This window comes from Pseudomonas sp. 50_B, from assembly GCF_017491625.1.
Classification (GTDB): domain Bacteria; phylum Pseudomonadota; class Gammaproteobacteria; order Pseudomonadales; family Pseudomonadaceae; genus Aquipseudomonas; species Aquipseudomonas danubii.
This window is the reverse complement of the sequence record NZ_JAFGYX010000007.1, coordinates 81,853-103,095: the sequence shown is the minus strand read 5'-3', so window position 1 is coordinate 103,095 and position 21,243 is coordinate 81,853. Positions and strand designations below refer to the sequence as shown.

The 21,243-nt window shown below is 62.8% G+C and carries 21 protein-coding genes, 1 tRNA gene and 1 pseudogene; 18 read left to right on the top strand and 5 right to left on the bottom strand.

Going from position 1 to position 21,243, the window contains the following annotated elements:
- Positions 1 to 6: 6 nt before the first annotated feature.
- Positions 7 to 82, top strand: a tRNA-Gly gene (locus J5M73_RS12135).
- A gap of 123 nt (positions 83 to 205) precedes the next feature.
- Here J5M73_RS12135 and J5M73_RS12130 read toward each other — a convergent pair.
- Positions 206 to 838, bottom strand: a complete 633-nt coding sequence (locus J5M73_RS12130) for a LysE family transporter (protein ID WP_207815728.1) — start codon at positions 836 to 838, stop codon at positions 206 to 208.
- A 42-nt stretch (positions 839 to 880) separates the two neighbouring features.
- Positions 881 to 1,507 carry a hypothetical protein gene (locus tag J5M73_RS12125; protein ID WP_102863936.1) on the bottom strand — a complete coding sequence of 209 codons (627 nt, stop codon included), beginning with the start codon at positions 1,505 to 1,507 and terminating at the stop codon, positions 881 to 883.
- A gap of 89 nt (positions 1,508 to 1,596) precedes the next feature.
- Between J5M73_RS12125 and J5M73_RS12120 the strand changes: the two genes are divergently transcribed.
- A complete protein-coding gene (locus J5M73_RS12120) occupies positions 1,597 to 2,550 on the top strand; it encodes a LysR family transcriptional regulator (RefSeq protein ID WP_102863935.1) in 954 nt (317 codons plus the stop codon).
- 162 nt (positions 2,551 to 2,712) lie between these two features.
- On the opposite strand, the gene J5M73_RS12115 is transcribed toward J5M73_RS12120, so the two are convergent.
- Both J5M73_RS12115 and J5M73_RS12110 read right to left on the bottom strand, forming a co-directional pair.
- Positions 2,713 to 3,120 (bottom strand): PA2817 family protein, encoded by a 408-nt coding sequence (locus J5M73_RS12115; protein ID WP_016968255.1) that lies wholly within the window; start codon positions 3,118 to 3,120, stop codon positions 2,713 to 2,715.
- An 85-nt stretch (positions 3,121 to 3,205) separates the two neighbouring features.
- A complete protein-coding gene (locus tag J5M73_RS12110) occupies positions 3,206 to 5,653 on the bottom strand; it encodes an acyl-CoA dehydrogenase (RefSeq protein WP_102863934.1) in 2,448 nt (815 codons plus the stop codon).
- 228 nt (positions 5,654 to 5,881) lie between these two features.
- Between J5M73_RS12110 and J5M73_RS12105 the strand changes: the two are divergent.
- From J5M73_RS12105 to J5M73_RS12090, 4 genes and pseudogenes are all read left to right on the top strand, one after another.
- A pseudogene (locus tag J5M73_RS12105) lies at positions 5,882 to 6,511 on the top strand (transglutaminase family protein); the annotation flags it as partial.
- Positions 6,512 to 6,584: 73 nt separating this feature from the next.
- Positions 6,585 to 7,208 (top strand): glutathione S-transferase, encoded by a 624-nt coding sequence (locus J5M73_RS12100; RefSeq protein WP_102863932.1) that lies wholly within the window; start codon positions 6,585 to 6,587, stop codon positions 7,206 to 7,208.
- Between the two features lie 132 nt (positions 7,209 to 7,340).
- On the top strand, positions 7,341 to 8,273 hold the full coding sequence (locus tag J5M73_RS12095) for an ABC transporter ATP-binding protein (protein WP_102863931.1): 933 nt from the start codon (positions 7,341 to 7,343) through the stop codon (positions 8,271 to 8,273).
- Positions 8,270 to 9,049: an ABC transporter permease gene (locus tag J5M73_RS12090; RefSeq protein ID WP_102863930.1), complete on the top strand. Its 780-nt coding sequence runs from the start codon at positions 8,270 to 8,272 to the stop codon at positions 9,047 to 9,049. The genes J5M73_RS12095 and J5M73_RS12090 overlap by 4 nt, the downstream gene beginning before the upstream one ends.
- Before the next feature lie 53 nt (positions 9,050 to 9,102).
- On the opposite strand, the gene J5M73_RS12085 is transcribed toward J5M73_RS12090, so the two are convergent.
- Positions 9,103 to 9,618 (bottom strand): DUF2062 domain-containing protein, encoded by a 516-nt coding sequence (locus J5M73_RS12085; RefSeq protein WP_102863929.1) that lies wholly within the window; start codon positions 9,616 to 9,618, stop codon positions 9,103 to 9,105.
- 139 nt (positions 9,619 to 9,757) lie between these two features.
- Between J5M73_RS12085 and J5M73_RS12080 the strand changes: the two genes are divergently transcribed.
- From J5M73_RS12080 to J5M73_RS12025, 12 genes are all read left to right on the top strand, one after another.
- Entirely contained in the window at positions 9,758 to 11,989 is a 2,232-nt protein-coding gene (locus J5M73_RS12080; protein ID WP_207815726.1) for a DNA internalization-related competence protein ComEC/Rec2, read from the top strand.
- 102 nt (positions 11,990 to 12,091) lie between these two features.
- Positions 12,092 to 12,727, top strand: coding sequence for a MotA/TolQ/ExbB proton channel family protein (locus J5M73_RS12075; RefSeq protein ID WP_162884118.1), 636 nt, complete (start codon positions 12,092 to 12,094; stop codon positions 12,725 to 12,727).
- On the top strand, positions 12,724 to 13,152 hold the full coding sequence (locus J5M73_RS12070) for a biopolymer transporter ExbD (protein ID WP_102863926.1): 429 nt from the start codon (positions 12,724 to 12,726) through the stop codon (positions 13,150 to 13,152). The genes J5M73_RS12075 and J5M73_RS12070 overlap by 4 nt, the downstream gene beginning before the upstream one ends.
- Entirely contained in the window at positions 13,152 to 14,162 is a 1,011-nt protein-coding gene (gene lpxK / locus J5M73_RS12065; RefSeq protein WP_102863925.1) for a tetraacyldisaccharide 4'-kinase, read from the top strand. Before J5M73_RS12070 ends, lpxK begins: the two co-directional genes overlap by 1 nt.
- Before the next feature lie 23 nt (positions 14,163 to 14,185).
- The gene (locus J5M73_RS12060; RefSeq protein ID WP_011060103.1) at positions 14,186 to 14,371 is read left to right on the top strand and encodes a Trm112 family protein; all 186 of its coding nucleotides are present in this window, start codon (positions 14,186 to 14,188) and stop codon (positions 14,369 to 14,371) included.
- Positions 14,368 to 15,132: a 3-deoxy-manno-octulosonate cytidylyltransferase gene (kdsB, locus tag J5M73_RS12055; protein WP_102863924.1), complete on the top strand. Its 765-nt coding sequence runs from the start codon at positions 14,368 to 14,370 to the stop codon at positions 15,130 to 15,132. The genes J5M73_RS12060 and kdsB overlap by 4 nt, the downstream gene beginning before the upstream one ends.
- The gene (locus J5M73_RS12050; RefSeq protein ID WP_102863923.1) at positions 15,132 to 15,596 is read left to right on the top strand and encodes a low molecular weight protein-tyrosine-phosphatase; all 465 of its coding nucleotides are present in this window, start codon (positions 15,132 to 15,134) and stop codon (positions 15,594 to 15,596) included. The genes kdsB and J5M73_RS12050 overlap by 1 nt, the downstream gene beginning before the upstream one ends.
- A complete protein-coding gene (gene murB / locus J5M73_RS12045; RefSeq protein WP_102863922.1) occupies positions 15,593 to 16,612 on the top strand; it encodes a UDP-N-acetylmuramate dehydrogenase in 1,020 nt (339 codons plus the stop codon). The genes J5M73_RS12050 and murB overlap by 4 nt, the downstream gene beginning before the upstream one ends.
- Positions 16,613 to 16,863: 251 nt before the next feature.
- On the top strand, positions 16,864 to 17,334 hold the full coding sequence (locus J5M73_RS12040; RefSeq protein WP_102863921.1) for a (2Fe-2S)-binding protein: 471 nt from the start codon (positions 16,864 to 16,866) through the stop codon (positions 17,332 to 17,334).
- Entirely contained in the window at positions 17,331 to 19,646 is a 2,316-nt protein-coding gene (locus J5M73_RS12035; RefSeq protein WP_207815725.1) for a xanthine dehydrogenase family protein molybdopterin-binding subunit, read from the top strand. The genes J5M73_RS12040 and J5M73_RS12035 overlap by 4 nt, the downstream gene beginning before the upstream one ends.
- Positions 19,646 to 20,641: an XdhC family protein gene (locus J5M73_RS12030; protein WP_207815723.1), complete on the top strand. Its 996-nt coding sequence runs from the start codon at positions 19,646 to 19,648 to the stop codon at positions 20,639 to 20,641. Before J5M73_RS12035 ends, J5M73_RS12030 begins: the two co-directional genes overlap by 1 nt.
- Positions 20,638 to 21,234, top strand: a complete 597-nt coding sequence (locus tag J5M73_RS12025) for a nucleotidyltransferase family protein (protein WP_102863918.1) — start codon at positions 20,638 to 20,640, stop codon at positions 21,232 to 21,234. Before J5M73_RS12030 ends, J5M73_RS12025 begins: the two co-directional genes overlap by 4 nt.
- Positions 21,235 to 21,243 lie beyond the last annotated feature (9 nt).

Genomic DNA, 21,243 nt, shown 5'->3' with positions numbered 1-21,243 from the left:
CCACTTGCGGGAATAGCTCAGTTGGTAGAGCACGACCTTGCCAAGGTCGGGGTCGCGAGTTCGAGTCTCGTTTCCCGCTCCAATTTCACAAAAACGCCGCTCACTGAGCGGCGTTTTTGTTTGTCTGCGATTCAACGCTTCGTCCAGCCGTGGACAAAAAAGGCCCGCCAGTCAGACGACTGTGCGGGCCTTTGTCGTGGGTCGCTTACAGCGACAGCAGCAGGCGTCCGGCGAACAGCAGCAGGATCAGCCCCATACAGCGCTCGAACCAGTGCCCCAGGCGCATGAACAGCAGGCGGACCCGGGTGCTGGAAAAGAACAGCGCGACGATGACGAACCACAGGGCGTTCACCAGGCACATCCAGACGCCATACAGCGCCTGAATGCTCAACGGCGTGGTGGCGCTGACCAGGGTGGTGAAGATCGCCAGGAAAAACAGGGTCGCCTTGGGGTTGGTGGCGTTGGTCAGGAAACCGGTGATAAAGGCTCGCAGCAACGTCTGCTGCGGCTCATCCGGCGCGGTGTCGCCTGGGATGCTGGTCTTGGCCTTGCTGCGCAACAGGCTGACGCCCAGGTACAGAATGTAGGCCGCGCCCAGCAGCTTGGCGGCGCTCAGCAGCCAGGGCGTAGCGTGCATCAGTGCGCCGACCCCCAGCAGGGTGTAGAGCACATGCACCGAAATGCCGGCGCCGATTCCCAGGGCGGTACAGACACCGGTCATTCGGCCAAAGCGCACGCTCTGGCGAATGGTGACGGCAAAGTCCGGGCCCGGGGCGACCACGGCAAGAAAGTGAACGACGGCCAGGGCAAGAAATTCCCCAAGATAATTGGACAGCATGCGGACTCCGCAAGGCAGGAAGGTGGGTAAAGCGTGGGTGGCTCAGCCGAGGCTGTAGCTGACTGAAAGGGTGCCTTTCTTCTCCGCGACCGAGTCGATGATCACCCGTCCCAGCTGTTGCAGGTGCCGGACGTGAGTGCCGCCGCAACCGTAGGCGGGCAACTGGCCGAAGCTGATCTGGCGCGATCCGGCGGCCAGGGAAATATGCCTTGGAAAATCCTCGCTGATCCATTGTGCGAGGGCGTTCTGCACCCGGGCGCAGTCGATTGGCCGAGGTTGTTCGCCGGGCTTGAACGACACCCGTCCCTCGTTCGGCCAGTGATGAGCCTTGATCGGTATCCAGCCCAGGCTCTGTACGAAGTGGCCAATCAAGTGTCCGGCGGAGTGCATGCGGCTGTTGAACAGGCGCTGCTCTTCATCGACGCGAGCTTCATGGCTTCCCGGCGTCAGCGGCTGGGTCAGGTAATGCACGATCTGCTCGCCTTCCTGGGTGACTCGCAGCACGCGGGCCTCGCCAATCCAACCGGTGTCGCTGGGTTGGCCGCCACCCTGGGGATGAAAGGGTGTGGCGCGCAAGGTCGCGGCGAACAGATCGTCCCGGGGCACGCAGGTCAGCAGTTCTACTGGGGCAGTCAGCAGGTCGTGTTCGTAGTACAGGCGAAGCGTCATTTCTCAAACCCTGGAACCAAGTGTTTTTTTATTATGAGGCTTGGGTAATTGCGTGATAATCCGTTCAAAACTCAATGGACTATTGCGTCATGAGCATAAATCTCCCCCTGCCTTTGCTGGCAGAAATGGCCATCTTCGTCAGGGTCGTTGAAACCGGCAGCTTTTCCGAAGCGGCGCGTCAGCTGGGTTCCTCGCCGTCAGCGGTGAGCCGCAGCATCTCGCGGCTGGAGAAGGCCCTGGCCACGCGCCTGCTGCAACGCACCACCCGCAAGTTGCGCTTGAGCGACGGCGGCGAAGAGGTTTTCAAGCGCTGCAGCGAGATGGTCAGTGCGGCCCGTTCGGTCATGGAGATCAGCGGACAGTTCACCCACGAGGCCGAGGGCGTGGTGCGGGTCAGTGTGCCCAAGGCAGTGGGGCGCTTCGTGGTGCATCCCCATATGCCGGAGTTTCTTCGGCGCTACCCGAAGGTGGATGTCGAACTGCTGCATGAAGACAGGGATATCGACCTGATTGAAGACAATGTCGACCTGGCGATTCGCATCACCGATCGCCCGCCGCCAGGTTTGATTGGTCGTCAGTTGTTGCGCATTGATCACCTGCTGTGTGCCACCCCGCAGTATCTGGCGCAGCAGGGTACGCCGCAGCATCCTCAGGACCTGCGCCAGCACAGTTGCATCTATCTCGGGGAAACCCCCAGCGATGCGCGGTGGAAGTTCACCCAAGGCGGCAAGGCGGTGACTGTTGGTGTGCGCGGGCGTTATGCCGCCAACCACACGGGTGTGCGCCTGGATGCGGTGCTGCAGCATCTGGGCATTGGCAGCCTGCCGTATTTCACCGCGCGTCATGCTCTGGAGCAGGGGCTGATTGTCCAGGTGTTGCCGGAGTGGACCTTTCTTGCGTCCTATCACGGCGGTGCCTGGCTCCTGCATTCGCCAACCCGCTACCTGCCGCCCAAGCTGCGGGTCTTCATCGACTATCTGGTGGAGTGCCTGGCTCGGGAGCCGACCTTGAACCGCCCCGGCAAAGCCGAACGCATCTTGTAGAAACTGTCGGCTTGCCAGTGAAGATGCCTTTGAGGGCGATGCAAAAACCCAAGGGCCTCTTCGCCGGCAAGCCGGCTCCTACGAGGACGACGCGATAAGGCGGGGATAAAAAAAGGCCCGCCGGAAAAGCCGGGCGGGCCTTGGCTGCGCGAGGCGCGGCAATCAGTGCTTGCTGTCCTGGGCGGAGAGCGCCAGCAGCTGTTTTTCCTGGTTCCAGTCGAAGGGCTCGTCGTTCTGCTCGGCTTCGAAGCGGCGTTCTTCCAGGGCCTGGTACAGGTCGATTTCTTCATCGGGCATGTAGTGCAGGCAGTCACCGGCGAAGAACCACAGCAGGTCGCGCGGCACCAGATGAGCGATCTGCGGATAGCGCTGCATGATCTGGCACAGCAGGTCCTGGCCCAGGTACTGGCTTTCGATCGGGTCGATCGGCAGCGAGGCGCGCAGTTCATCGAAGCGCTCCAGGAACAGCGCATGGCTTTCTTCGGGAACCTGTTCGGCTTCTCCCACCGCCACCAGGATGCTGCGCAGGTGGTCCAGGAGGACGAGATGATCGGCGACGACGTTGGACATGACAGGGTCCTCAAGAGCAAAACGGGCGCGGGAGTATATAGCCCTCGCGCCCGGTTTCATAATCGACCTGTCCCCAGGGGCCCGTTTAGCGGGTCTTGCCCTCGCTCAAGGTCAGTTCCTCCTTGGCGAAATCATCCACGTCGATGACTTTGCGTCGCGCCGCTTCGGCGTCTCGCAGGCTCTGGGCTTCGGCCGCTTGCAGCACGCCGGCGTCCAGGGCCGCATCGATGGGCGACTCGCCCGCCGCCGGTTTGACCTGGCCGCTTTTCAGCGCTTCGTGGAGTTTTTTCTGCAGCGGACGGGTCGCGCTCAGCAGGTCGCAGGCGTGCAGCAGGGCGCCTACCGGATCGTCCGTCGATTGCGGGCGATAGCAGCCGGCGAGCACCGCTTCCAGGGCCGGGTCGCCTTGGGCGCGGCCAATGATCGCCGCCACTTCGGCATCCAGGCGGTCCGACGGCCCGGTATGGCGACGGCCGAAGGGGAACACCAATACCCGTAGCAGGCAGCCGAACACTCGGCTGGGGAAGTTGCTGAGCAACTCGTCCAGGGCGCGTTCGGAGTGGCCAAGGCTTTCTTCCAGGGCCCAGGCCAGCAGGGGCCGCAAGTACTCCGGTGAATCCAGATCGTGATAGCGCTTGAGCGCCGCCGAGGCCAGGTACAGGTGGCTGAGCACGTCGCCCAGGCGCGCCGACAGGCGCTCGCGGCGCTTGAGCTCGCCCCCCAGGAGCATCATGGACACGTCGGCCAGCAGGGCGAAGGCCGCAGCCTGGCGGTTCAGGGCGCGGAAGTAGCCTTGGCTGAGCTTGTCTCCCGGGTTTTGTTCGAAGTGGCCCAGGCCCAGGTTCAGCACCAGGGTGCTGGCGGCGTTGCTCACGGCAAAACCAATGTGCTGCAGCAGCAGGGCGTCGAATTCCTGCAGGGCCTGGTCATGGTCCTCGCGTCCGGCCAGGGCCATTTCCTTGAGCACGAACGGATGGCAGCGGATGGCCCCCTGGCCAAAGATCATCAGGTTGCGCGAGAGGATATTGGCGCCTTCCACGGTGATGAAGATCGGCGCGCCCTGCCAACTGCGGCCCAGGTAGTTGTTGGGCCCCATGATGATGCCCTTGCCACCGTGCACGTCCATGGCGTGGCTGATGCACTCGCGTCCGCGCTCAGTGAGGTGGTACTTGAGAATGGCCGACAGCACCGAGGGTTTCTCTCCCAGGTCCACGGCGTTGGCGGTCAGCATGCGCGCGCTGTCCATCAGCCAGGCATTGCCGCCGAGGCGGGCCAGGGCCTCCTGAATCCCCTCGAAGGCGCTGAGGGGCACATTGAACTGCTCCCGTACCTGGGCGTACTGGCCCGTCACCAGGCTGGTGAACTTGGCGGCGCCGGTGCCCACCGCCGGCAGGGAGATCGAGCGTCCCACCGACAGGCAGTTCATCAGCATCATCCAGCCTTTGCCGAGCATTTCCCGGCCGCCGATCAAGTAGTCCAGGGGAATGAACACGTCCTTGCCGGAATTGGGGCCGTTCATGAAGGCCGCGCCCAGGGGCAGGTGGCGGCGGCCGATCTCGACCCCCGGGGTATCGGTGGGGATCAGCGCCAGGCTGATGCCCAGGTCTTCCTCGTCCCCCAGCAGGTGATCCGGGTCGTGGGCCTTGAAGGCCAGCCCCAGCAGGGTGGCCACCGGGCCCAGGGTGATGTAGCGCTTTTCCCAGTTCAGGCGCAGGCCGAGGGTTTCCTCGCCTTGCCATTGGCCCTTGCAGATGATGCCGGTGTCGGGCATGGCTCCTGCGTCGGAGCCTGCCAATGGGCCGGTGAGGGCGAAGCAGGGGATGTCGTCACCACGAGCCAGGCGCGGCAGGTAGTGGTTGCGTTGTTCTTCGGTGCCGTAATGCAGCAGCAGTTCCGCCGGGCCCAGGGAGTTGGGGACCATGACCGTGGAGGCCAGGTCGCCGCTGCGGGTCGCCAGCTTCATCGCTACCTGAGAGTGGGCGTAGGCGGAAAAACCCTTGCCGCCGTACTCCTTGGGAATGATCAGGGCAAAGAAGCCATGTTCCTTGATATGGGTCCAGGCCGCGGGCGGCAGGTCCATGTGCTGGCCAATCTGCCAGTCACTGACCATGGCGCAGAGTTCTTCGGTGGGGCCGTCGATAAAGGCTTGTTCTTCATCGGTCAACTGGGCCTTGGGGTAGGCCAGCAAGGTGTTCCAGTCCGGGCGGCCGCTGAACAGCTCGCCGTCCCACCACACGGTGCCGGCGTCGATGGCGTCGCGCTCGGTCTGCGACATCGGCGGCAGGACCTTCTGGAACCAGGCGAACAGCGGTGCGCTGAAGTACTTGCGTCGCAGGTCCGGTAGCAGCAAAGGCGCGGCGACGGCCGCCAGCACTACCCAGAAAACCAGCAACAACCAGCCGGGTGCTCGGCTGAAGGCGCCCATGGCCAGCAGGAAAACGGCCACTGCACCCAGGGCGGGCAGAGGGGCAGTGCGGCGGTGCGCCAGGTAGGCCACTCCAACCAGCAGAACCAGTATCCACAACAACAGCATATTCAATCCTCCATGAAACCAGGGGCCAAATCACCTTCAGAGCTTAGTCGGCCTCCGACAAAGCGGGTGATCGGTGCGGTGCGAGTACAGCGCTAGGCTTTGCCGTCGAGCCAAGGCTGGCAAACCCGGTCCGATTGGATCGAGCCGACCCTGACCTTTGGCCGAAACGTCGTTATCGCTGGGGCGCACGCCTCGATAGACTCCAGGCTTCGCTCGGAGGTTTTGCCCATGCACGAGTACCTGCGTCCCAGCCGCTTCATCGATAGTGACCACCCTGCAGTGGTGGAGTTCGCCGAATCTCATCGCGGTGCCAGTGGTGATCCGCGACAGCAGGCGGTGAGCCTGTACTACGCCGTGCGTGAGGCCGTGCGCTACAACTTCTATTCCTTCAGTCGCGATCCCGAGACCTTGCGAGGCAGCCATGCCCTGGCCAGCGGCGAAAGCTATTGCGTGCCCAAGGCCACTTTGCTCGCCGGCTGCGCAAGGCATTGCGGGATTGCGGCGCGTATCGGTCTGGCGGATGTGCGCAATCATCTGTCGACGCCCCGTCTGCTGGAGTTGCTGCGCAGCGATGTGTTCGCCATGCACGGCTACACCGAGTTGTACCTGCACGGACGCTGGGTCAAGGCGACGCCGGCGTTCAATCAGAGTCTGTGCGAGTTGTTCGACGTGGCGCCGCTGGATTTTGACGGTGTGCAGGACAGTGTTTTCCACCCCTTCAACCGCCAGGGTGACCAATCCATGGAGTACCTGGTGGACCATGGGCGCTTCGCCGATGTGCCGCAGAGCCTGTTCTTTGGCCACCTGGAAAAGTGCTACCCCCATCTGTTCAGTGAGCAGAGCCCGGGGTTGCTGGGGGGGCATGCACGGCGATTTGAGTCGCGGCTGATCAGGCGTAGACTGCCCCGGCATTCATTACTGAGGGATGGTCATGCTGAAGATCTGGGGTCGCAAGAACTCGTCGAATGTCAGGAAGGCGTTGTGGTGCGCTGAAGAATTGGCGCTGGCCTATGAGTCCCTGGATGCCGGCGGTGCCTTCGGCGTAGTGGACACCCCGGAATATCGGGCGCTGAACCCCAATGGGCGCATCCCAATGATTGAAGACGATGGCTTCGTGCTCTGGGAGTCCAACAGCATCGTGCGTTACCTGGCGGCCCGGCATGCCGCCAATAGCCACTGGTATCCGGCCGATGTGCAGGTCCGGGCCAGTGCCGAGAAGTGGATGGACTGGACCACCTCGACCTTCGCCGAACCGTTCCGGCAGTTGTTCTGGGGCGTGTTGCGTACTCCCGCGGCGCAGCAGGACTGGCAACAGATCAATGCCGCCAAGGCCACTTGCGCCGAGTTGCTGGCCCGGGTCGATCAGGTGTTGGCTGGGCAGCCCTATCTGTCGGGAGAAGAAATCGGCGTGGGCGATATCCCGCTGGGCAGCTTCATCTATGCCTGGTTCGAGATGCCCATCGAGCGGCCTTCGATGCCTCATCTTGAGGCCTGGTACCAGCGCTTGAAGCAGCGTCCGGCTTATCGTCAGGCGGTGATGACCGCGTTGACTTAATACCCACTATCGATACGCGTGACTGTACTTGCGTGGCCTCGACCCGCAACATGGCGAGCGCCTGGCGTCGTTGCAATCCAGCCAGGCTGCCCTCACTTATACAATTCCCTCTTCTTGGTGCATGAATCCGATATGAGTTCCGCTCTGTCCATCCGGCAGCTAACCAAAACCTACGGCAACGGTTTCCAGGCCCTGAGTGGTATCGATCTGGATGTCGCCGAAGGTGACTTTTTCGCCCTGCTTGGTCCTAACGGGGCCGGTAAATCCACCACCATCGGCATTCTTTCGACCCTGGTGAACAAGACCAGCGGCACCGTGAATGTCTTCGGTCACGATTTGGATCGTGAGCCTGCGGCGCTCAAGCGCTGCATCGGCGTGGTGCCGCAGGAGTTCAACTTCAACCAGTTCGAGAAGACCTTCGACATCGTCGTCACTCAGGCCGGCTATTACGGCATTCCGGCGAAGATCGCCAAGGAGCGGGCCGAGCAGTACCTGACCCAGCTCGGCCTCTGGGACAAGCGCGATGTGCCTTCGCGTTCCCTGTCCGGTGGCATGAAGCGCCGCCTGATGATCGCTCGTGCGCTGGTGCATGAGCCGCGCCTGCTGATCCTCGACGAACCCACTGCCGGGGTCGATATCGAGCTGCGCCGTTCGATGTGGAGCTTCCTCACCGAGCTTAATCAGAAAGGCATCACCATCATCCTCACCACCCATTACCTGGAAGAGGCTGAGCAGCTGTGCCGCAACATCGGCATCATCGACCACGGCACCATCGTCGAGAACACCAGCATGCGGCAGTTGCTGGGCCAGTTGCATGTGGAAACCTTCCTTCTCGATCTCAAGCACGATCTCAGTGTGGCGCCGCAGCTGGCGGGCTACCCGACCCGGCTGGTGGACAGCCACACCCTGGAAGTCCAGGTGGACAAGGCTGTGGGGATTACGGCGCTGTTCGGTCAACTGGCCCTGCAGAACATCGAGGTCTTGAGCCTGCGTAACAAAACCAACCGACTTGAGGAGTTGTTCGTGTCCTTGGTGGAGAAGAATCTGTCGAAGGTGGCGGTATGAGTTCTGAGTTGAAACCCAATCTGGTGGCGCTCAACACCATTGTCTATCGCGAGGTCCGACGCTTTACCCGGATCTGGCCACAGACCCTGCTGCCGCCGGCCATTACCATGGTTCTGTACTTTGTCATCTTCGGTAATCTGATCGGTCGGCAGATCGGTGATATGGGTGGTTTCACCTACATGGAGTACATCGTGCCGGGGCTGATCATGATGTCGGTGATCACCAACTCCTACGGCAACGTGGTGTCGAGCTTCTTCGGCAGCAAGTTCCAGCGCTCCATCGAGGAATTGATGGTGTCGCCGGTATCGCCCCACACCATTCTCATCGGCTACACCCTGGGTGGGGTCCTGCGGGGCTTGATGGTGGGAATCATCGTGACCCTGTTGTCGTTGTTCTTCACCAAGCTGCAGGTGCATCACTTGGGTGTGACCGTGCTGGTGGTGGTGCTGACGGCAACCATCTTCTCGCTGCTGGGCTTTATCAACGCGGTGTTTGCGCGCAACTTCGACGATATCTCGATTATCCCGACCTTCGTGCTGACGCCCCTGACCTACCTGGGCGGAGTGTTCTACTCGATCAATCTGCTGCCGCCGTTCTGGCAGACCGTGTCCCTGGCCAACCCGGTGCTGCACATGGTCAACGCCTTCCGTTTCGGCATTCTCGGGGTTTCGGACATCAAGATCAGTGTGGCCATCACCTTCATGCTGGTGGCCACCGTGGTGCTTTATATCGGTTGTGCCCGACTGCTGGTCAGTGGCCGCGGCATGCGTCAGTAAACGCCGTGATGGTGTACTGAAAACGGCCTCCTTTGGGAGGCCGTTTTCGTTTGTCATCGCCGCTGTTGCTTGCGTCTGTGCCATTGGCGGCCGACCCACCAGCGCCAGTAGAGCATGGTCAGGCAATAGGCCAGGGCTCCCAGCACCAATCCGGCCACCACCGAGCCGAGAAGGAAGGGTTGCCACAGGGTACTGAGCTGGCTGCTGATCCATTCCCAGGTCAGTTCGTCGGGCAAGGTGCGCGTCGGCACATTCATCAGCCAGGCGCCCAGTTGATAGGTGCAGAAGAACACCGGCGGCATGGTAATGGGGTTGGTCAGCCAGACCAGGCTGACGCTGATGGGCATGTTGCTCCGCAGCCAGATGGCCAGTACCGCAGCCAGCAGCATCTGCATCGGGATCGGGATAAAGGCGGCGAACAGGCCGACAGCCATGGCTCGGGCCACCGAGTGCCGATTGAGGTGCCAGAGGTTGGCGTCATGCAACAGGGTGCCAAGAAAGCGTAAGGACTTGTGTTCCCGGATGCTGACCGGATCTGGCATGTAACGTTTGAATAAGTGCCGGGGCATAAGGCTTCTCGGTCAGGTCAGACGAGGATTATGACTGGATTCTAGCCAGCGCAAATTCAGACATTGTGACAAATGATAAAGCCGCGCCTGCGATCCTCGGCTAAGCCAAGACTAGGAACTGCCAAGGATGGGCTGATGGATGGTTACAGGGATGCTGGCCCTGGCCGCAGGACTGCTGGCGCTGGGTTTCATGCCGGTGCTGCCGCCCGGCTGGTTGTTGCTGCTGATGGCGATAGCGGGGCTGATGTTGCTGCCTTTTCGTACACATCCGGTGGCATTTTTTTTGTTCGGTTTGGCCTGGGCCTGTGCATCCGGGCAATGGGCGCTGGATGATCGCCTGCCCCAGTTCCTGGATGGGCAAACCCGCTGGCTGGAAGGGCGGGTGGTCGGCTTGCCGGAACCGGGGGCGGGCGTGGTGCGCTTTGAGCTCAGGGATGCCCAGTCCCGACGAGAGCGCCTGCCGCGGCGAATTCGCCTGGCCTGGCACGGTGGGCCACCTGTCAATAGCGGCGAACGCTGGCGCCTGGCGGTCAAGCTGCGGCGTCCTGCCGGTCTGCTCAATCTTCACGGTTTCGATTACGAAGCCTGGCTGCTGGCCCGGCGCATTGGGGCCACCGGCACAGTCAAGGATGGGCAACTGCTGGCGCCGGCACGCCACGCCTGGCGTGATGGGCTGCGCCGGCGTGTACTCGCGGTCGAGGCCCACGACCGCGCCGCAGGCCTGGCGGCATTGGTGATGGGCGACGGTTCGGGGCTGACGCGGGAAGATTGGCAACTGTTGCAGGACACCGGCACGGTGCACCTGATGGTGATATCCGGACAGCACATCAGCCTGCTGGCCGCAGTGATCTACCTTGCAGTGGCAGGGCTGGCTCGTTACGGGCTTTGGCCCGCGCGCTGGCCCTGGCTGCCCTGGGCCTGCGCCCTGGCCTTTGTCGGGGCGCTGGGCTACGGCCTGCTGGCAGGGTTCGATGTGCCGGTGCAGAGGGCCTGCGTGATGGTTGCGCTGGTGCTGCTCTGGCGCTGGCGCTTTCGTCACCTGCGGGCTTGGTGGCCCTTGTTGCTGGCGTTGAATGCAGTGCTGTTGTTCGAGCCCCTGGCCAGCTTGCAGCCAGGGTTCTGGCTGTCCTATGCCGCGGTGGCGGTGCTCATCTTCACCTTTGCCGGGCGCCTGGGTTCCTGGCGTTGGTGGCAGAGTTGGACCCGCGCCCAGTGGTTGATGGGTATTGGCCTGTTGCCCCCCTTGCTGGCCCTTGGCTTGCCCATCAGTCTCAGTGGTCCGCTGGCCAACCTGCTGGCGGTGCCCTGGATCAGTCTGCTGGTCCTGCCCCCGGCCTTGCTGGGCTGTCTGTTGTTGCCTGTGCCATATGTGGGCGAAGGCCTGTTATGGCTGGCGGGTGGCCTGCTGGATGGGCTGTTCCGCTTACTGGGGGCGATGGCCGGATTTTGGCCAGCCTGGGTGGCGCCGTTGATCCCCCTTTGGGTTTGGGGCCTGAGCAGCTTGGGCGCGCTGTTGTTGCTGTTGCCCAAGGGCGTGCCACTGCGGGTGCTGGGTTGGCCGTTGTTGCTGTTGGCAGTCTGGCCTCCCCAGGACCCTGTACCCGAGGGCGAGGTGGAGATCTGGCAGCTGGATGTGGGGCAGGGGTTGTCGTTCATCCTGCGTACCCGTGATCACGCGATGTTGTATGACACCGGTGCGCGAGTCGCGGATTTCGACCTGGGGGAGCGAGTGGTGCTGCCGACGCTGCATAAACTTGGCATTCGACGGTTGGACTTGATGCTGCTCAGCCACGCCGATAACGATCATGCCGGAGGCGCCCTGGCAGTCCAGCGCGGGATACCGGTGAGCCAGGTGCGCAGCGGCGAGCCTGAGGCCTTGCCGGCTGCCCTGCAGTCGGCTCCCTGTGATAGCGGGCTGAGCTGGCACTGGAATGGCGCCCGCTTCACGCTGTGGCAGTGGGCGGGGGCGGCAGACGGCAACCAGGCTTCCTGTGTGCTGCTGGTCGAGGCCGGCGGCGAACGCCTGCTGCTCACCGGCGATATCGATGTCCATGCTGAGCGTGCCTTGCTCGACAGTCCGCTGGCGGTTCGCATTCACTGGTTGCAGGCGCCCCATCATGGCAGCCGTACCTCATCCTCCATGGCCTTGCTCCGGCGGCTGGCGCCGAAGGCGGTGCTGATTTCCCGGGGGCGGGGCAATGCCTTTGGCCATCCTCATCCCCAGGTGGTGGCGCGCTACCGGCACTTGGGCATGGTGATTCATGACAGTGCCGAGCAAGGTGCACTGAAGCTGCGGCTGGGGACTTTCGGCCAGCCTGAAAGCCTGCGCCAACAGCGGCGCTTCTGGCGCGAATGGCCAGCAATGCCTTAAATAACCGTGGGTTATTAAAGCCCCTGAGCATGCGACATCACGGTCTTCGGTGCGTCCAGCCCCTATGTTAGAGTGGCGCACTTTTTCGAGGGGACTGTCACTGTGTGGGAATTGGTCAAATCCGGCGGCTGGATGATGTTGCCGATCATTCTGAGTTCCATCGCGGCTGTGGGCATCATCGCCGAGCGTTTGTGGACCCTGCGGGCCAGCCGAGTCACCCCGCCCCATTTGCTGGGCCAGGTCTGGCGCTGGATCAAGGACAAGCAACTCAATAAGGAGAAACTCAAGGAACTGCGTGCCGATTCGCCCCTGGGAGAGATCCTGGCAGCGGGCCTGGCCAACTCCAAGCATGGTCGCGAGATCATGAAGGAATGCATCGAGGAGGCGGCGGCCCGGGTCATTCACGAACTCGAGCGCTACCTCAACGCCCTCGGCACCATCGCCGCCATGGCGCCCTTGCTGGGCCTGCTGGGTACGGTGCTGGGCATGATCGATATCTTCAGTTCGTTCATGGGGTCGGGCATGACCAGCAACGCTGCAGTGCTTGCCGGTGGTATTTCCAAGGCACTGATCACCACTGCCGCCGGTTTGATGGTGGGTATTCCTTCGGTGTTCTTCCACCGTTTCCTGCAACGCCGGGTCGATGAGCTGGTGGTGGGCATGGAACAGGAAGCGATCAAGCTGGTGGAAGTGATCCAGGGCGACCGCGATGTCGACCTGGCTGAGGGCAAAGCGTGAAATTCCGTCGCAAACCCCGGGAAACCGTGGACATCAACCTTGCTTCGTTGATTGACGTGGTGTTCATCCTGCTGCTGTTTTTCGTCGTTACCACCACCTTTACCCGGGAGACCCAACTGCGGGTCGATCTGCCGGAAGCGGTCAGCGGCTCGCCCGCCGAAGACCAGCAGGTCAAGCAGCTGGATATCGCCATCAGCGCTGATGGCGTGTTCTCGGTCAACAATCAGGTGCTGCCGAAGAATGACCTGGCGACCCTGATGGACGCCTTGCAGAAAGAGTCGGCGGGAGACACCAACCTGCCGCTGTCCATCAGTGCCGACGGTAAGACTCAACATCAAGCGGTGATCACTGCCATGGACGCGGCCGGCAAGCTCGGCTTCAGCCATTTGCGCATGACCACCGTCGAGGCGGCGCCGGCACCCTGATGGCACTTTCTGATCGTCTGCTTGCCGCCTGGTACAACGGCCATCCTGCGCTGAAACTGCTGCAGCCCCTGGAATGGCTGTACCGCCGTGTGGTGGTGGGCAAGCGCCAGCGTTTCCTGGCAGGCGAGGGGGCGATCTATCAACCGCCGGTGCCTTTGATCGTGGTGGGCAACATCACCGTCGGAGGTACTGGCAAGACGCCGTTGATCCTGTGGTTGGTGGAGCACTGCCAGCGCCTTGGCCTGCGGGTCGGGGTGGTCAGCCGTGGCTATGGCGCCAAGCCGCCGCAACTGCCCTGGCGAGTGACGGCCGACGACAGCGCCACCGTGGCTGGTGATGAACCGCTGCTGATCGTTCAGCGCTGTGGCGTGCCGCTGATGATCGACCCGGATCGCAGCCGTGCGGTGCAGGCCTTGCTGGCTGCCGAACCGCTGGATCTGATTCTTTCCGACGACGGCCTGCAGCATTACCGCCTGGCCCGTGATCTGGAACTGGTGCTGATCGACGCGGCCCGCGGCCTGGGCAATCGTCGCTGTTTGCCGGCCGGCCCGCTGCGTGAGCCGGTGGAGCGTCTGCACAGTGTCGATGCCCTGCTCTACAACGGCGCCTTTGATGATCGCGCCGATGGTTTTGCCTTTCATCTCAAGCCTTCGGCGCTGGTCAATCTGCAGAGCGGCGAGCGTCGCCCGGTGGAACACTTCGCGCCAGGGCAAGCGGTGCACGCGGTGGCCGGTATCGGCAACCCCCAGCGTTTCTTCAACACCCTTGAAACGCTACACTGGCGGCCTGTCCCCCATGCATTTGCCGATCATGCCCAATACAGTGCGCAGGCCTTGGCCTTCACCCCGTCATTGCCGCTGGTCATGACCGAAAAAGATGCGGTCAAGTGCCGTGACTTCGCGGCAGCCGACTGGTGGTACCTGGCGGTGGACGCCGTGCCGTCCGCAGCCTTCATCGCCTGGTTCGATACCCAGCTGATGCGCCTGCTGCCTGATCGTCTGTTGCCTTAATCGCTTTTATCCAGGGAAACCTCATGGACACCAAACTGCTCGACATCCTGGCCTGCCCGATCTGCAAAGGCCCTCTCAAACTCAGCGCCGACAAGACCGAGCTGATCAGCAAGGGCGCCGGCCTGGCCTACCCGATTCGCGACGGCATCCCGGTGATGCTGGAAAGCGAGGCCCGTACCCTGACCACCGAAGAGCGTCTGGACAAATGAGCAGCGCTTTCACCGTGGTCATCCCGGCGCGTTTCGCCTCCACCCGTCTGCCAGGCAAACCCCTGCAACTGATCGCCGGCAAGCCGATGATCCAGTGGGTCTGGGAGCAGGCCTGCAAGAGCAGCGCCGAGCGAGTGGTGGTGGCCACCGATGATCAGCGTATCGTCGAGGCCTGCCAGGGCTTTGGCGCGCAAGCGCTGCTGACGCGGGAAGACCACAATTCGGGTACTGATCGTTTGGCGGAAGTCGCGGGCAAGCTCGGCCTGGCGGCGGATGCCATTGTGGTCAACGTCCAGGGTGATGAGCCGCTGATTCCACCTTCGGTGATCGATCAGGTGGCGGCCAACCTGGCGGCCCATACCGAAGCGCGCATGGCTACCCTGGCCGAGCCGATCGAGGACGCACAGACTCTGTTCAATCCGAACGTGGTCAAGGTGGTTACTGACCTCAACGGCCTGGCCCTGACCTTCAGTCGCGCCCCCTTGCCGTGGGCCCGGGATGCCTTTGCCAAGAGTCATGATCAGTTGCCGGAAGGCGTGCCTTATCGCCGACACATCGGTATCTACGCCTACCGTGCAGGTTTTCTCCATGACTTCGTCAGTTGGGGGCCGTGCTGGCTGGAAAACGCCGAGTCCCTGGAGCAGTTGCGTGCCCTGTGGCACGGCGTGCGCATCCACGTTGCCGATGCCCTGGAAGCACCTCCCACTGGCGTCGATACCGCCGAAGACCTTGAGCGCGTTCGGCGCCTGCTGGAGGCGTGATGCGGGTTCTGTTCGTCTGCCTGGGCAATATTTGCCGCTCGCCCACCGCCGAAGGCGTGTTGCGCCATAAGTTGCAAGAAGCCGGCCTGGGTCATCAGGTTCAGGTCGCGTCTGCCGGCACCAGCGACTGGCACGTTGGCAAGGCGCCGGACAAGCGCAGCCAGCAGGCGGCCTTGCGGCGCGGCTACGACCTTTCTGCGCAACGGGCGCAGCAGGTTGGCAGTGCCGATTTCGCCGTGTATGACCTGATTTTCGCCATGGACCAGAGCAACCTGCGCAACCTCAAGGCTCTGCAGCCGGCTTTGGGCAAGGCCGAGCTGGATCTGTTCCTGCGCCGCTACGAGGCGCCGCTGGATGAAGTGCCTGACCCGTATTACGACGGTGAGCAGGGCTTCGAGCAGGTGCTGGACCTGATCGAGGATGCCTGTGATCGGTTGGTGATCGAACTGAAGGGGCGGTTATGAGCCTGGACATTCAATCCGATGTGTCCCTCAAGCCGTTCAACAGTTTCGGGGTCGAGGTCAAGGCGCAGCGGTTCGCCCAGGCCCACAGCGATGACGACGTACGCGAGGCCCTGGCCTATTGCGCCGATCAGCAGTTGCCACTGCTGGTGATCGGCGGCGGCAGCAACCTGCTGCTGACGACGGATATCCAGGCACTGGTGTTGCGCATGGCCACCCGTGGGATTCGCTTGCTTAGCGATGACGGGCTGCGGGTGGTGGTGGAAGCCGAGGCTGGCGAAACCTGGCATCCCTTCGTGCAATGGACCCTGGACCAGGGCTTGTCCGGGCTGGAGAACCTCAGCCTGATCCCCGGCACCGTCGGCGCCGCGCCGATGCAGAACATCGGTGCCTATGGTGTCGAGATCAAGGACGTGTTTGTCGGTCTCACCGCCCTGGATCGGCAGACCGGCGAACTGCGGGACTTCGACCTGGCCCAGTGCCAGTTCGCCTACCGCGACAGCCTGTTCAAGCATCAGGCCGGCCGCTGGCTGATTCTGCGGGTGCGTTTTGCCCTCAATCGTGTCGATCACCTGCATCTGGAATACGGTCCGGTGCGTCAGCGCCTGAGTGAGCAGGGCATCGAACAGCCGACCGCCAGGGATGTCAGCCGGGCGATTTGCAGCATCCGCAGCGAGAAACTTCCGGACCCGGCGGTGCTTGGCAATGCCGGCAGCTTTTTCAAGAACCCGGTGGTATCGGCGGTGCTGGCGGCGCAGATCAAGCAGTCGCATCCGGGGTTGGTGGGTTATGCCCAGGCCGACGGGCAGGTCAAGCTGGCGGCTGGCTGGCTGATCGAACAGGCGGGCTGGAAAGGCTTTCGCGATGCCGATGCCGGTGTGCATCGCCTGCAATCCCTGGTGCTGGTGAACTACGGTACGGCCACAGGCTTGCAACTGTTGGAGTTGGCCCGGCGCATCCAGCGCGATATCGCCGAGCGCTTTGGTGTCGAGCTGGAGATGGAGCCGAATCTGTATTGAGGCAGCTCTTGAACTAAGCTCAGCGCTTGAGTCCAAAGCCTTGCACGGTTTACACCCTGCAAGGCTTTTTTATGCATGACGACTTAACTTAGCTTGCTAACAATGTGAGTATTTGTCGTCGCCAAAGGCCCGGTGAAGCCCCGTCTTCACAAGAGAGCCCGATTAGCCTGAGCCGATCTGCGCGCACCGCAGCCGCGCTGCTGCGTGGCAGATGGCTCGACCCCATCACCTCATAGAATGCGGGCGTGCCCATGATTACCCTGAAGCTCAACGGTCAAGATCATCCACTGGACGTCACCGAGGACATGCCACTGTTGTGGGCCATCCGCGATGTGGCGGGTTACAGCGGCACCAAATTCGGCTGCGGCATGGGCCTGTGCGGCGCCTGCACCGTTCATATCGACGGTGATCCGGCGCGCAGTTGCATCACCCCGGCCGGCTCGGTGCTGGGCAAGAACATCAGCACCATCGATAACCTGCACAACGATCCGGTCGGGCAGGTGGTGCAGCAGGCCTGGCTGGATACAGCGGTGGCCCAGTGCGGCTATTGCCAGGGCGGACAGATCATGTCCGCCACTGCATTGCTCAAGATCCATCCCAATCCCAGCGACGAGCAGATCGAGGAGGCGATGCTCGGCAATATCTGTCGCTGCGGCACCTACAACCGGATCAAGACTGCGATTCGCCAGGCAGCCAACCATCTGCAGGAGGCCAAGGCATGAACCACCTACCCAGTGATTTTGCCCTGAGCAACCTCAGTCGCCGGAGTTTTCTCAAGGGCGTGGGTGCAACCGGAGCCCTGGTGCTGGCGGCCAGTTGGGGCTGGCAGCAGGCGTTTGCCGAAGACCAGAAGTTCGGTGCCGACGGCATGCCCCATGGCTGGGTCGACGATCCCAAGGTCTATGTGAGCATCGCCAGTGACGGCAGCGTGACGGTGATCTGCAACCGTTCGGAGATGGGCCAGGGGGTGCGGACCAGCCTGAGCATGGTGGTGGCTGATGAGCTGGAGGCCGATTGGGCTCAGGTCAAGGTCAAGCAGGCGCCCGGGGACGAAGCGCGCTTTGGCAACCAGGACACCGACGGTTCGCGCAGCATGCGCCATTGGTACGAGCCCATGCGTCGTTGCGGCGCCGCTGCGCGAACCATGCTGGAACAGGCCGCCGCCGAGCAATGGCAAGTACCGCTGAGCGAGTGCCGGGCGCAGTTGCACAAAGTGGTTCACCAACCCAGCGGGCGCGAACTGGGCTATGGCGCTCTGGCCGCAGCGGCGGGGGCTCTGGCGGTGCCGGCCCGGGACAGCCTGCGGCTGAAGCAGGCGTCGGAGTTTCGCTATATCGGTAAAGAGGCGACCCGGGCCATCGACGGCGAGGACATCGTCAATGGTCGTGCGGTGTACGGCGCCGATGTGCACTTTGAAGGCATGCTGTTTGCGGCAGTTGCGCGGCCCCGAGTCTATGGCGGCAAGGTCAAGTCCGTGGATGACAGTGCAGCGCTGAAGGTGCCTGGGGTGATCAAGGTCATGCCCATCGATGGCCGCCCGTTGCCTTCCGAGTTCCAGCCCCTGGGCGGTGTGGCGGTGGTGGCGAGCAACACCTGGGCGGCGATCAAGGGCCGCGATGCCTTGAAGATCGAGTGGGACGATGGAGTCAATGCCGGGTACAACTCCATCGAATATCGCAAGGAGTTGGAGGCGGCTGCGCAAAAGCCGGGCAAGGTGGTGCGCAGCACCGGCAACCTGGATGAAGCCCTGAGTGGTGCGCAGAGCAGCCTGGAAGCCACCTATTACCTGCCGCACCTGGCCCAGGCGCCCATGGAGCCGATGGTGGCCGTGGCGCGCTTCATGGATGGCCGTTGCGAGGCCTGGGCGCCGAGTCAGGCGCCTCAGGTCACCCGCGAGCGGATTGCCGAGCGCCTGGGCATCGGCTTTGACCAGGTCACGGTCAATGTCACCCTGCTGGGCGGCGGCTTCGGACGCAAATCCAAGCCGGACTTCATTCTTGAAGCGGCCATCCTGGCCAAGGCGTTTCCCGGCAAGGCGGTGCGGGTGCAGTGGACCCGGGAGGATGATATCCACCACTCCTACTTCCATACGGTGTCGGCGGAGTACCTCAAGGCCGGGTTAAGCGAGGACGGCATGCCTGCCGCCTGGCTGCATCGCACCGTGGCGCCTAGCATTACCGCGTTGTTTGCCCCGGGGATGAACCATGAAGGCGCCTTCGAGTTGGGCATGGGCTTCACCAACATGGCCTATGCGATCCCCAATGTGCGCCTGGAAAACCCCGAAGCTGCGGCCCATACCCGGGTAGGTTGGTATCGCTCGGTGTCGAACATTCCCCACGGTTTTGCCATTCAGAGTTTTGTCGACGAACTGGCCCACAAGGCGGGCCAGGACCCACTGAAGTACCAGCTCAAGCTGTTGGGGCCGGACCGTCAGATCGATCCGCGAACCCTGAGCGAAGAATGGAATTACGGCGAGTCCCCTGAGCGTTACCCGATCGATACCGGGCGCATGCGCGCGGTGCTGGAAACCGCGGCCAAGGCCGCCGGGTGGGGGCGCTCGCTGCCCAAGGGGCGTGGCCTGGGGTTGGCGGTGCACTACAGCTTCGTGACCTATGTGGCAGCGGTGATCGATGTGGAGGTGAAGGAGGACGGCACGCTGATTGTGCACAAAGCTGATATCGCCGTGGATTGCGGTCCGCAGATCAACCCTGAGCGTATTCGTTCGCAGTTCGAGGGGGCTTGTGTCATGGGTCTGGGCAATGCGGTGCTGGGAGAGATCAGCTTCAAGGACGGTAAGGTGCAGCAGGACAATTTCCATATGTATGAGGTGGCACGCATGTCCCTGGCACCGAAAGAGGTGCAGGTGCATTTGCTGACTCCGCCGGGCGAGGTGCCGCTGGGAGGCGTTGGTGAACCAGGTGTACCGCCCATTGCGCCGGCCCTGTGCAACGCCATCTTCGCCGCCACCGGCAAGCGCATCCGCAATCTGCCCGTGCGCTACCAGCTTCAGGGTTGGCAGCAGGCGGGTGCCTGATGGACAGCGTCGACCTGAATGTCCTGCGCAGTGTTCTGGAGTGGCGCCGCGCCGGGCGCACGGTGGTGCTCTATAGCGTGGTGCAGACCTGGGGCAGTGCGCCCCGGTTGCCGGGTGCCATGTTGGCCTTGCGCGACGATGGGGTGGTGATTGGCTCGGTATCCGGTGGTTGTATCGAGGACGACTTGATCACGCGCCTGACGGATGGGCGCTTGTCCCTGTCCGGGCCGCCGGTGCAGTTGCTGACCTATGGTGTGACCCTGGAGGAGGCGGCACGTTTTGGCCTGCCTTGTGGCGGCACCTTGCGCCTGACCGAGGAGCGGGTTGGCGATCCTTCCTGGGTCGCCGAGTTGCTGGAGCGCTGCGAAGCGCACCAGATCGTGGCTCGGGAATTGAACCTGAGTAGCGGCCAGGTGCTGCTCAAGGCGGCGAGCAAGACGGATGAGCTGGCGTTCGACGGGCTCACTCTGCGGGCGATCTATGGGCCGCGCTGGCGTCTGTTGCTGATCGGCGCCGGGCAGCTTTCCCGTTATGTGGCGCAAATGGCCCGTCTGCTGGACTTCGAGGTGCTGGTCTGTGATCCGCGCCAGGAGTTCGTGCAAGGGTGGGAGGATCAGGATGGGCGCTTTGTCGCCGGCATGCCCGACGATGCAGTGCTGAGTATCAAGCCCGATGAGCGCACGGCGGTGGTGGCGCTGACTCATGATCCGCGTCTGGATGACATGGCCCTGCTGACGGCACTCGATTCCCCGGCGTTTTATGTCGGAGCCCTGGGGTCTCGGGTCAACAGCCAGAAACGTCGGGACAACCTGGCGCTCTTGGGATTGTCAGCGCCGGCCATCGAGCGTTTGCATGGCCCGGTGGGGTTGCACATCGGCAGTCATACGCCGGCGGAGATTGCCTTGTCGCTGATGGCGGAGATCGTGGCGATCAAGAACGGCATTGAGCCCTTGCAGAAGAAACCGTTGGCCCGAGTGGCCGAGGCGACCACATGATTGCCCCGCCTTGCGCCGTCATCCTGGCGGCGGGGCAGGGCAGTCGCTATCGAGAGGTGGCAGGGAGCGATCAGGATAAGTTGCTGGCACCTTGCAGAGGTCGCGATGGTGTATTGCGACCGGTGCTGGAACAGGTGCTGGTCAACCTGCCGGTGGAAATGCATCGGCGAGTGCTGGTCACGACGCCGGGACGGCCGCAGGTGGCGGAACTGGCGCAGGTTTATGGCTGCCAAGTGCTGTTGCTGGATTCCCTTGGCATGGGCCAGAGTCTGGCGGCGGCAGTGGCTGCTAGTGCCGATGCCGGTGGTTGGGTGATTTTGCTCGGGGATATGCCCTTTATCTTGCCAGGCACCATAACGCGGGTAATCGAGGCGTTGACCGAGGAGGCCATCAGCGTGCCTCGGCTGGGTGACGATCTGGGGCATCCGGTGGGGTTTGGTCGGGCTTATGGCGCCGCATTGCAAGGCTTGTCCGGTGATCGCGGTGCCAAGTGCCTGTTTGCCTCGGGCAAGGTGGTCGAGGTGTCAGTGACCGACCCGGGAGTGGTATGGGATGTGGATCGACCCGAGGCGCTGGTCTATCGGGAGCGCTGAATGGCAGGC